At 59.1% G+C, this 11344-nt stretch carries 8 protein-coding genes; 3 read left to right on the top strand and 5 right to left on the bottom strand.

Annotated features, from left to right (window positions below; translation table 11 throughout):
- Window positions 1-26 precede the first annotated feature (26 nt).
- The 3 genes from EI290_RS17670 to EI290_RS17680 all read right to left on the bottom strand — a co-directional run bounded on the left by EI290_RS17670 (window position 27) and on the right by EI290_RS17680 (window position 5079).
- Window positions 27-650 (bottom strand): response regulator, encoded by a 624-nt coding sequence (locus EI290_RS17670; RefSeq protein ID WP_185817061.1) that lies wholly within the window; start codon window positions 648-650, stop codon window positions 27-29.
- 324 nt (window positions 651-974) lie between these two features.
- Window positions 975-2969: a tetratricopeptide repeat-containing sensor histidine kinase gene (locus EI290_RS17675; RefSeq protein WP_125432995.1), complete on the bottom strand. Its 1995-nt coding sequence runs from the start codon at window positions 2967-2969 to the stop codon at window positions 975-977.
- A gap of 196 nt (window positions 2970-3165) precedes the next feature.
- The gene (locus EI290_RS17680) at window positions 3166-5079 is read right to left on the bottom strand and encodes a DNA topoisomerase IV subunit B (RefSeq protein WP_125432996.1); all 1914 of its coding nucleotides are present in this window, start codon (window positions 5077-5079) and stop codon (window positions 3166-3168) included.
- Window positions 5080-5273: 194 nt separating this feature from the next.
- Here EI290_RS17680 and EI290_RS17685 point away from each other — a divergent pair, with 194 nt between their 5' ends.
- From EI290_RS17685 to EI290_RS17695, 3 genes are all read left to right on the top strand, one after another.
- On the top strand, window positions 5274-6458 hold the full coding sequence (locus tag EI290_RS17685) for an AI-2E family transporter (protein ID WP_125432997.1): 1185 nt from the start codon (window positions 5274-5276) through the stop codon (window positions 6456-6458).
- A 198-nt stretch (window positions 6459-6656) separates the two neighbouring features.
- Window positions 6657-7127: a ferritin-like domain-containing protein gene (locus EI290_RS17690; protein WP_185817062.1), complete on the top strand. Its 471-nt coding sequence runs from the start codon at window positions 6657-6659 to the stop codon at window positions 7125-7127.
- A 228-nt stretch (window positions 7128-7355) separates the two neighbouring features.
- A complete protein-coding gene (locus EI290_RS17695; RefSeq protein ID WP_125432999.1) occupies window positions 7356-8840 on the top strand; it encodes an exonuclease domain-containing protein in 1485 nt (494 codons plus the stop codon).
- 79 nt (window positions 8841-8919) lie between these two features.
- On the opposite strand, the gene EI290_RS17700 is transcribed toward EI290_RS17695, so the two are convergent.
- Both EI290_RS17700 and EI290_RS17705 read right to left on the bottom strand, forming a co-directional pair.
- Window positions 8920-9342 carry a hypothetical protein gene (locus tag EI290_RS17700; RefSeq protein WP_125433000.1) on the bottom strand — a complete coding sequence of 141 codons (423 nt, stop codon included), beginning with the start codon at window positions 9340-9342 and terminating at the stop codon, window positions 8920-8922.
- Between the two features lie 256 nt (window positions 9343-9598).
- Window positions 9599-11197 (bottom strand): hypothetical protein, encoded by a 1599-nt coding sequence (locus tag EI290_RS17705; protein WP_125433001.1) that lies wholly within the window; start codon window positions 11195-11197, stop codon window positions 9599-9601.
- Window positions 11198-11344 lie beyond the last annotated feature (147 nt).

The following is an 11344-nucleotide window of genomic DNA, read 5'->3' on the forward strand; positions in this document are numbered from 1 at the left end:
TCCGGATGGGGCTGCCGGGCCGGAGGTTAGCGACGGTAGCCGCGGGCCAGCAGCTCGGCCTTGGAGTTGACCTGCAGCTTGCGGTACACCTGCCGGATGTGGCTGCGCACGGTGTCGATGCTCAGAAAGAGCCGGTCGGCAATGCGCTGGTAGCTCAGACCATCCTCAATGCCGCGCACGATGTCCTGCTCCCGGGCCGTGAGGGGCTCCAGCGCCGGACGCGGAACTGGCTGGAAGTGGCGGATCACGTGGCGGGCAATGCTGGGCGACATGGGCGAACCGCCGGCCGCCACCTGCAACAAGTGCTCCTTGAGCAGCGTCAGGGGCGTGTCCTTCTCCAGGTAGCCCACGGCCCCGGCGCGTAAGGCCTCAAATACCCGCTCGGCATCGGTGTACACGCTTAGCATCACCACTTCAACGCCGGGCAGGCGCTGCCGCAAATGGGCCAGCCCCTCAATGCCCGACATACCCGGCAGACCGATATCGGAGAGGACGAGTGTGGGCGGCACGGCCAGAACCTCTACCCCCGCCAGGAAATCCTCGACGGAGGCAGTGCTGAGTACGCACGTAAACTCAGGTTGCGCGCACAGGTAGCCGGTTAGCGCCTCCCGAATAGTAGGCTGGTCTTCGATGATGCCGAGGGTAATCACGCTACAAAGGTTAGGTTTTCGGCAGTGCCAGGCCATAGCATGGACATGTGAAATTGCCGGGCACGGCTCAGGCTTGAGAAGGGCATTCTGCGCAAATAGAACGTCCTTCCGAGCGAAGCCGAGGAATCTCGCGTACTGACGTTGGGGGTTACTTTGACAACCTCAGCACGCGAGATGCCTCGGCTTCGCTCGGAAGGACAGTTACCACTACAACGTCAGCACGCGAGATTCCTCCTTGGTCGGAAGGACAGTTACCTTCTAACGTCAGCACGCGAGATGCCTCGGCTTTGCTCGGAAGGACGTTCTGCCAACTTACCCACTCTCCTATCCCAGCGGCAGGCGGGCCAGCACCCGGAAGCCCTGCTCCAATGAATCGTAGCTGACGGTGCCGGCGGCGGCGGCGGCCCGGGCCTGCATATTGCGTAGGCCCTGTCCGGCAGGGCGTACTGGCAGTGGCCCGCCCCGGCCATCGTCGAGCACTTCCAGCTGCAGCTGGCGGCCAAGTAGCTGCAAGCGCACCGTGACCAGGGTGGCCTGGGCGTGCTTTACCGCGTTGTGCAATGCTTCCTTATAAATCAGATACAGAGCCTGACGGGTGCTGAGCGGCACAGCTACCGTAAGCAAGGCCGGGTCGGCGAAAAAATCCAGCTCCAACCCGGCCGGGGGCAATACCTGGTGGGCATGGTCGCGCATGCGGTCTAGTACGCTGATAAACGAATCATTGCGGGCATCAATGCCCCACACTACGTCGCTCATCTGCCGGGCGGCCATGCGGCTGGTTTCGGCCATATGGTCGAGGTGGCCGCGCTGCTGCTCGGGCGGGTACAGGCCTTCGCGTAGCATTGTACTCTGCAGAGAAATCTGGGTGAGCAGGGAGCCCACATCATCGTGCAGGTCGGCGGCCAGGCTGGTGCGTAAGGCAGCCTCCCGAGCCGTCTGCCGCCGCCGATACTGCCACACCCCACCCACGGCCAGCAGAGCCAGAAGCAAGCCCACCCCAACCAAAACCGCCACCTGCCACTGCTGGCGGAGCCGGGCCAGTTGCCGTTCCTGTTCCTGCAGCTTCGTGCGCTGGGTCAGGAGCTGAATCTTAGCTTTCTGTTGCCGCAGCTTGTTGCGGTACTGCAGCGCAATGGTACGGCGGCTTACTTCGGCCCCACTCAAACTGTCGCGCGTGGCCATGAAGAGTTGCTGCGCCTGGTAGGCTTGTGCGTACCGGCCCTGAGCAGCGTAGGCACGAGCCAATACCTCATGGGCGTCGCGGATGCCCTCCGGTACCCGAATTGCTCTGGCTACCTGCAAGCCTTGGCGGGCAAACTGTACGGCGCTATCGGGGCGGGACAGCCGTAGGCTGCTACGGGCCAGCAACACCAGCACCCGGGGCACAGCCAGCGGTAGCACCCGCATAGCCTGAGGCAGTGCGGGACGGGCACGGGCCAGGGCTGCTTCGTAGCCACCCTGCTGCTCATCCATCTCCGCCAGGTTGATTTCCATGCGCAGGATTTCGGGAGCCAGGTTCAGCTTTTTGCTGATTACCATACTCTGCCGGTAAAACTGCCGGGCCTCCTCCCAGCGCCGCTGCTGCCGCCGCACCTCACCCAACTCCCCGTATATCAGGTTCAGTCGGTCGGGATAATCGTAGCGTAACGATACCTCCAGGGCGTGCTGCAGATATTCCTCGGCAATGGCCAGCTCCCCAATCTGCCGGTACACGTTGCCAATCTGAATCTGAAGACTTGTATAAAAGCGGCGGGTGTCCCCATAGTCGTACCTTGGCGACACCCGGAAATAATATGACAGGGCAGTGGCGTACTGGCCCTGCTGAGCGGCAATTTTGGCGAACCGGCCTACGCAGCGAATCTGACCACCAATATTGTGGATGCGGGTAAACTCGGCTTCGGAACGCTGCAGCCAGTGTTTGGCTTCCTCGTAGTCACCCACCAGAATGTAGCCGTCGGCCACATCCAGCATTGTTTCCGCCTTATAGTCGCGGTAATTCAGCTGCTGGGCCAGGCGGAGGGCCTCTTTCAGCACGGGCAGTCCCGCCCGTACATCGCGCTGCTGGATTTCCCAGGCCAAGCGGGTCATGTAGTCAATCTTGATAGTATCCAGCGTGTGGTGGGCCGCTACCAGGGCGCGCAAACTATCAATGCGGCGCTGACTGGTGCGCTGTACACTCAGGGCCGATAGTTCCGGCGGAACTCCGCTTGCCGCTGCCTTGGCCGCCCGTAGTGGTGCCGGAGCGGCCGGGGCCGCTCCTCTCAACTGCCCGGTTAACAGCAGTAGCAGCATGAGTCCACCAAGAAGAAATCGGGTCATGCAGGTAAGTAGCTGAGCCTGGGGAAAAAGGTGGTACAATATACGGCATTTCGGATACTGCTTCTGTACAGCCCCGGGCTCAGCCTGCCCATATAGGCAGGGCGCAGCCAGGCCAGCTCCTACCCAAACTGCCCCCTCTGGCGCGCGGCCGGAGGGGGCAGTTTGGGTAGGAGCTGGCTCTAAAGTTCAGGAGCTATCAGGCCAGGTCGGCTTCGGCTACCTCCGCCATTGGCAGCACATCCGAGGTTATCAGGTCCTTCTCCTGGCGCAGGTTATCAATGATGAATTCCTGGCGGGCGGGCGTATTTTTGCCCATGTAATAGGTAAGCACCTGCTGAATGCTGCGGTCCGACTGCAGAATGACGGGCTCCAGCTTGATGTTGTCACCAATAAACTTCCCAAACTCGTCGGGGCTGATTTCGCCCAACCCCTTAAAGCGCGTTACTTCGGGGTTGCGGCCCAGCTGCCGCATGGCAGCCTGCTTTTCCTGCTCGTTGTAGCAGTAGATGGTGGTTTTTTTGTTGCGCACCCGGAAGAGCGGGGTTTCCAGGATGAACACATGGCCATTACGCACCAGATCGGGGAAAAACTGCAGGAAGAAAGTAAGCAGCAGCAGCCGGATGTGCATCCCATCCACGTCGGCGTCGGTGGCAATAACCACGCGGTTGTAGCGCAGCCCCTCAATACCTTCCTCAATGTTGAGGGCGTGCTGGAGCAGGTTCAGCTCCTCATTTTCATATACAATTTTCTTCTTCAGCCCGAAGCAGTTCAGGGGTTTGCCGCGCAGGCTGAACACGGCCTCCGTTTCTACATTCCTGCTTTTGGTGATGGAGCCCGAGGCCGAGTCGCCCTCGGTGATAAATAAGGTGGTGAGCAGCGCTTTCTCCTCAACCTTGGATTCGCCCAGGTGCAGGCGACAGTCGCGCAGCTTACGGTTGTGCAGGTTGGCTTTTTTGGCTCGTTGGTTGGCCAGCTTTTTCACCCCGGCCATGTCCTTCCGCTCCCGCTCACTCTGCTCAATGCGTTTCTTCAGGGCTTCGGCGGCAGCCGGATTTTTGTGCAGGTAGTTATCCAGGTGCTCCTTCACGTAGTCCAGAATGAAGCCCCGCACGGTGGGGCCATCGGGGCCCATGTTGAGGCTGCCCAGCTTGGTTTTGGTCTGGCTTTCGAACACAGGCTCCTGCACCCGCACCGAAATGGCCGCCACAATGGAGCCCCGGACGTCGGCCGCGTCGTACTCCTTTTTATAGAACTCACGCACGGTTTTCACCACGGCTTCGCGGAAGGCGGCCAAATGGGTACCGCCCTGGGTGGTGTACTGCCCGTTCACGAAGCTGTAGTACTCCTCGCCGTAGTCGTTGCCGTGGGTAATGGCCAGCTCGATATCCTCCCCTTTCAGGTGAATGATATCGTAGCGCATGGCCTCGGGGTCGGCCTTGCGGGCCAGCAGGTCCTTGAGGCCGTTTTCGGAGTGGTAGCGCTGGCCGTTGAAGTTGATGGTGAGGCCCGCGTTGAGGTAGCAGTAGTTCCAGATCTGGCTTTCCAGGAACTCAGGAATGAAGCGGTAGTTGCGGAAGATGCTGTCGTCGGGTTGGAACACCATCAGCGTGCCGTTGCGCTGGCTGGTGGGCTGAGGCTGGGCGTCGGTTTTGAGCAGGCCCTGCTCAAACTCGGCAGCCTTCATTTGCCCATCCCGCACACTCTGCACCAGGAAATAATTGCTGAGGGCATTAACCGCCTTGGTGCCGACGCCGTTCAAGCCCACAGACTTCTGAAAGACTTTGCTGTCATACTTGCCGCCCGTGTTAATCTTGCTGACTACCTCCACCACTTTGCCCAGCGGAATGCCCCGGCCATAGTCGCGCACCTGCACCCGGCTATCGGATATCTTGATGTCGATGGTACGGCCATAGCCCATCACGTGCTCATCAATGGAGTTGTCAATTACCTCCTTTACCAGCACATAAATGCCATCATCGTAGCTGGAGCCGTCGCCGAGCTTCCCAATGTACATACCCGGGCGCAGGCGGATGTGCTCCCGCCAATCGAGGGAGCGGATGCTGTCTTCGGTGTATGCGTGTGGAGCGGGAGATGCTTGCTGTTCAGCCATTGGAAAACCAGAAATCAAATTTGAGGTAAAATAACGCAGAAAATTGTCCGCTTCCGCGCTTTAGTTTCGCTAGTAAAGTTAGCAAATTCCCTGGCTTTCCGCGCCTGACCGAGGTGATTTTTACCCTAATTCGGCCCCTAAACCGCCTACACTTCCCTCCACTCCCCTACCCCGTCTCCCAATTTCATTAGCACATGCTACACCCTAACGCACAGCACAACCTGCCCCCCTCGGGTCACAAACCCAATCAGGTAGTCAAGCAGACGCCCCTCATCCAGTTTGCCTTCTTTATGCTGGCCCTGGTGCTACTGGTATATTCCCTGAAAGTACTGGATGATATTCTGCTGCCTTTGTTATTCTCGGCGGTATTTACGCTCCTGCTGCTGCCTATTTGCCGGTGGCTGGAGCTGCGGGGGCTGCCGCGGGTACTGGCCATTGTGCTGTGCCTGCTCCTGGTACTGGCCGTCTTTACGGGTGTTATTCTGGGGTTTGGCTCCCAACTGGCGCAGTTCAAGAATGAGATACCCAAGCTGCAGGCCAAGCTGATGGAGTTTTTCACTGATGCGCAGGAATGGGCCCATCAAAAATTCGGCTACCAGCCCATGAGCATCAACGACCTGAAGGAAACGTCCATCAAGGCCCTGAAGAAATCGGGCGGCACGTACCTGGGTACCACCCTCAATACCACCACGGCCGTGCTCAGCAACCTGGCTCAGGTGCTGATTTATATTTTCTGCTTTCTGTACTACCGCGACCATCTGCGGCAGTTTATGTTCCGGTTTGTGGCGCCCGACAAGCGTACCGGCGTGCTGCACACCGTCGATAACATCCAGACGGTAGTGCAGGCCTATATTTCGGGGCTGTTTAAGGTAATTGTTATTGTCTCCATCCTCAACGGCATCGGGCTGCTGGCGCTGGGGGTCAAGTTTGCCATCTTCTTCGCCATTTTTGCCTCGGTACTGGCCGTTATTCCCTATATCGGCATTATGATTGGGGCCACGGTACCGGCCATTATTACGCTGGTAGAAACCGGCTCGCCGTTGCAGGCGGCGCTGGTAATTGGGGTGTTTGTGGTGGTGCAGTTTCTCGAGGGCAACTTTATTACGCCCATGATTACCGGCTCCCAGGTGAGCATCAACCCGCTGGCGGCTATTCTTGCCCTGATATTGGGCGGGGAGATGTGGGGCACGCCGGGTATGATTCTGAGTATTCCGCTGATGGCCGTAGCCAAAGTAGTGCTGGATGCCAACAAAACTACCGAGCCCTGGGGCTTCCTGCTGGGCGATACTGCCGAGGGCGAAGACTCGGTGAAACCGGAAACCAAGCAGCCGGGAGGTTTACAGAAGCTCTGGCAGCGGATGATGGGCAAGGCGGCGTAGGCCGCTGGTTAGGGACTATGGCCCCCCTCAGGCTGCCGGCCGCCTGGAGGGCTTGCGTTGTAGCAGATGCATGGTTTGGAGCAGCTAACCCTAAATTTTGTACGTAACCTCCTTTTGCTAAGCCACGGTATACTCCCAGAGTGCCAGCATTGGCTGGGCATATCATACGTTCCATACCACCCTAATTTTCTTTCCATCATGGCTACTATCACCGGCGAAACTGCCCGCGCATACAACGACCTCGTAGAAATCAACAAAACGGCTGCCAAAGGCTATCAGGAAGCCGCTGAAGGTGTCAGCAGCCCCGATCTGAAATCGAAACTCAGCGAGCTGAGCCAGCAGCGGGCCCAGTTTGCCTCCGACCTTAGCCGGCAGGCCAGCCAGTACGGCATCAACCCCGAAAATGAATCGACCATTGAGGGCGTGGTAGCCGATGCCGCTGCCGCCGTACACCGGGGCTGGATCAACATCAAATCGGCCATTACGGGCCAGGACGACTCGGCCATCCTGGGCGAGTGTGAAACCGGCGACGCTACGGCGCTGCAAACCTACGAAACGGCACTTCGTTCCAGCGAATTGCCCGTAGAGGCCCGTAACATCATCCAGAAGCAGCACGGCGAAATTCTGTCGGCGAAAAACTGGGTTACGCAGCAGAAAGGTACCCACTAGCCTCGCCTGAATCCCGCAAGAACTAACAGCCCGCCATTTGGCGGGCTGTTTTGCGTTGGAGCAACGGCTGCTTTTTCCCGACCGGGCACCATACAGTTGGTTAGTACCGCTTGCTCTGGGACTGGCTGCACTTCCCGGCTAAGCTATTTAGCTGCTGCAACCATCTAACCGGGTATCTTTGTTAGCAATTTGTTTAGCTCTGTACGACGCACCTCCTAGCCTATTCCTTTGTACGCCATCATCGACCTTGAAACTACCGGGGGCCAACCCGCCCAGGACCGCATCACCGAAATTGCCATTTACATTCATGATGGCGAAAAGGTGGTGGATGAGTTCAGCACGCTGCTTAACCCGGGCCGGGCTATTCCCTTCTTTATCACCCAGCTCACCGGTATTACCGATGATATGGTGCGTGATGCCCCGAAATTTCATGAAGTGGCCCGGCGGATTGTGGAAATAACCGAGGGTTGTGTGTTCGTGGCCCATAATGTGCGCTTCGATTACTCCTTTCTGAAGAAGGAATTTGCTGATTTAGGCTACAACTACTCCCGCAAAACCCTGTGTACCGTACGCCTGAGCCGCTCCCTGATGCCCGGCCAGCCCAGCTACAGCCTGGGTAAGCTGTGCCAGAATATTGGCATTCCCTTGCAGGACCGGCACCGGGCTACCGGCGACGCTGCCGCCACTGCCATTCTGTTTGGCCGCCTGCTAGCCATCAGTCAGCAGCAGGATGCCGCTGCAAGCCTGCACCCCGCGGAAGTACTGGCCGCCGTAGATGCTAATGCCCCGGCTGGGCAACGCCCCGCTGGCGCCCAAGCCAGGCAGCCCTCGGCCCGTAAAATAAAGGCCGTACAGGAGGCCATTAAAACAGCCTTGCTCCCGCCCAACATCACCCCTGAGAAAGTAGCCTCCTTACCGCAGGAAGCGGGCGTGTATTATTTCCATGATGAGGCCGGGGAAGTAATTTATGTGGGCAAGAGCATTAACATTTACAAGCGAATCCAGCAGCACTTCGCCGTTGATTACAAGTCACGCAAGAGCATCGAGTTCAAGAATTCCATTTCCGATATTACCTGGGAGCTGACGGGCTCCGAACTGGTTGCCCTGCTCTACGAGTCGCACGAAATAAAGCGCCTGAAGCCGCTGTACAACCGGGCCCAGCGCCGCTCCGTGTTCCCGGCCGGTATTTTCCTGCGCACCGACGAAAACGGTTACAAGCGCCTGTACTACGGCCGCGCCGACGACCATGCCGAGTCGCACCCGCTTATTGCTCTGGGCAACCAGTACAAAGCCAAGGGGTTTCTATTTCATAAGGTAGCCAAGTTCAACCTCTGCCAGAAACTCTGTGACCTGTATAAGACGCAGGGCTCCTGTTTCGACTACCAGGTGCACCGCTGTAAGGGCGCCTGTCTGGGCCTGGAGCCTGCCGAGGAGTACAACCAGCGCGTAGAGGCCGCCATTGAGTCCTTCACCTATGAGCACGGCTCATTTGTGGTGATTGGACAGGGCCGCCGGCCCGACGAGAAAAGCCTGGTGGTGGTGGAAAATGGCCGTTACATTGGCTTTGGCTACGTGGATGAAGCCTTTTCGGCCCGCCGCTTCACCGATTTCCGGGACGCCGTGACGCGCTACCACGACAATAAGGACGTGCAGCAGATAATCCGCCAGTACCTGCGCACCGAGCACAAGGACAAGGTGAAAGTATTTAAGTGAGCCGGTAAAAGATGAGACTGTGAAATGGGTGGAATCGTGAAACGAGGTCTTCCATCCCCTGCTCTCATTTACCACGGCGCTACTTCTGCCGCTGTAACAGCTGCAGCCATTGCACGGCCGTTGTCTCGTCGTTGAAGCGGCGCATCTGGTAGGTGCGCTGCTGGTCCTGCTCGGCGGCCTGGAACGCCGAAAGGCTGTCGGTAAGCTGCTGATAGCTGGGCGACAACAGCTGACTCATATATACTGGCTTACCCAGCAGTTCGGCCAGGTGGGGGAAAAATTCCTCCAATCCCCAGCGTGTAGTCTCCTCATCGGCGGGCAGGCGGCGGCGCCCATCCAGCAGCCAGTATGGGCACCCGCACTGCCGGGCGGCTTCCAGAATAAGCTGGTACCCCAGCCGGGTTTCCGGCCCCGAAACGGGTCGTAACCAACGGACAACCAGAAAATCAAGGTCGTCGCGGTAGGTCAGGTGAAGAAAATCCGGGGCTGCAAACGCGCGCATGAGGGCTAAATAGAGCCCCAATATATGTACGAACAACGGCTATATGTACGAACAACGGCCTGCACGGTACGCCCATGCGAAAGTTCTGGCTGGCCACCAGCCAGAGCGTGTGTACCGTTGGCAAACTGCCCTTAAACGTGCGGCAGAAACCGTGCTTCCGAGCGTGCCAAGGAATTTCGCGGGCTGAGGTTGTAAATTAATTCAGACGTTGGCACACTCGGAAGGATGGGCTTTTCAGAATGACCGTAAGCATAGCCTAATACAGCCGGTGGCGCAACAGCCAGCCGGCCGCGTCAAACTCCTCAGCTCGGGGCTGGTATTTTTCTACTTTAAGTATACCGGTCCGCAGGGTATTACCGTCGCCGCTGTCGTACACGGTGAGGCGGCTGCGCAGGCGGCGGGTCGGTACGGGGGTGGCCTCTATCAAATCCTGGCCGGCCCCATCGTACACGCCAATTTCCAGGTGAGCATCCGGCTCCCCTCGCAATTCAAACTCATCATTGCCGCCCAGCCCAAACAGCTTGAGGGAGCGGGTTTCGGGGTGTAGGAAGGTGCGTTGCCAAAGCAGAGTAGCGCCGTGGGGCGTGAGGTGGAACACCTGCACCCGAACGTTGCCGGCCCCGGCCGGCTCCAGCACAAACCGCTCGGCTTCGTCGGTGCCGGGCAGCTCCACGTCGCGGGCCAGCAGCTCGTAGAACCGCTCAGCCACGGCGGGCAGCTGCTCCCGGCGGCTGCGCAGCTTGCGGCTGAAATCGGGGCTGCTCATGTGCTGCACCTCCTGGGGCCACACGGCCAGGGCCCGGGCAATGGCAGCATCGGTGAGGGAGCCCCGGAGCGAATCGGCCACCTGCCGGAAATCCTCCCGGCTCAGATAAGCCAGCAACGACTTGTCCATGGGGCGGGCCGCCTGGTTAAGACCTTCCACGTCGGCCAGCCGGATTTTCTCGTGAAAGCTCTGATAGTTGGATTTCACCCAGCCAATCATGTGGGTCAGCAGGCCATCATCGAACTTAAAGAACGCATGGTCCCGGTCGCGCGGAATTGCCCGGTACACGGTGCCGCCGCCCTTCGCCGCGAAGCTGGCCCAGCGCCACTGGTCTTCGCGCCGGCTCCAGTCGCCCAGCCACATATCAAACAGCCGGCTGCGCAAGTACTGGCGGGCATCTACCCGAAACCGGGAGCTGGCTACTAAGTTGGTAAACACTTTGCGGGAGCTTTCCACGGCGCCAGAGTTGCCAAAGCTGCGCACGGTGCGCTGGTCGCCCTCGGGCCGCTCCTCAAAGAGGTATAATGCATTAGCAAAACTTTGCCGGTACTCCCCAAGGGCCGGGTCGTCGGCCACGTAGATCAGGCGTGGATTGGTGTGATAGAGGCCGGCCGCCTCGGCCAGCGGGGCCACAATGTAGGCCCCATACGGATGAATAACGCTGGTCTGGTCCTTCATCAGGCGGCCGATGGGCCCATTTTGCAGGCCTTCGGGCAGTGCCTTCGTGGCGTCTTTATCCACGGAGCGCAACACATACTGCACTCCGTTACGGTCAACCAGGCGCAGGTTTTTGGTTTGGAAAGAGCCACCTTCCCGCACCGGGGTGAGGCCGCCGGGTACGGCCGTGCGCAGGTTGAACACGGGCGCGGTTACGGGCAGGGCCCAGAGTGCCCGGTAGTGAGTACCCCAAAAAAACCGGTGCAGCGCCCCGCGCGTGTACTGAGGCCCAGCCGCTACCTGCACCGTAGAATCGGGCCGAATGGGTGGGGCGGCCGTGGGCCGGGGCTGGGCCGGGGCCTGGCAGGAGGCCAGTAATAAGCCGCCGCTCAGGCAAGTGGCCAGCCAGGAGGCAGGAGAAGGTAACGGCACGAACTGGTACGTTTGGATCAGGTTTGGGAGCCACTCCAACAAGAGCGGCAAGGCTTATAGCGCAAACCACCCCCCGGCGGTTATCCAGGGGCGCATTGACTTTTCTGTGAAAGTTGCGTTGAAGGAACCCAAGCTGCGCTTTTCTGC

Source organism: Hymenobacter metallilatus, assembly GCF_003944705.1.
GTDB lineage: Bacteria > Bacteroidota > Bacteroidia > Cytophagales > Hymenobacteraceae > Hymenobacter > Hymenobacter metallilatus.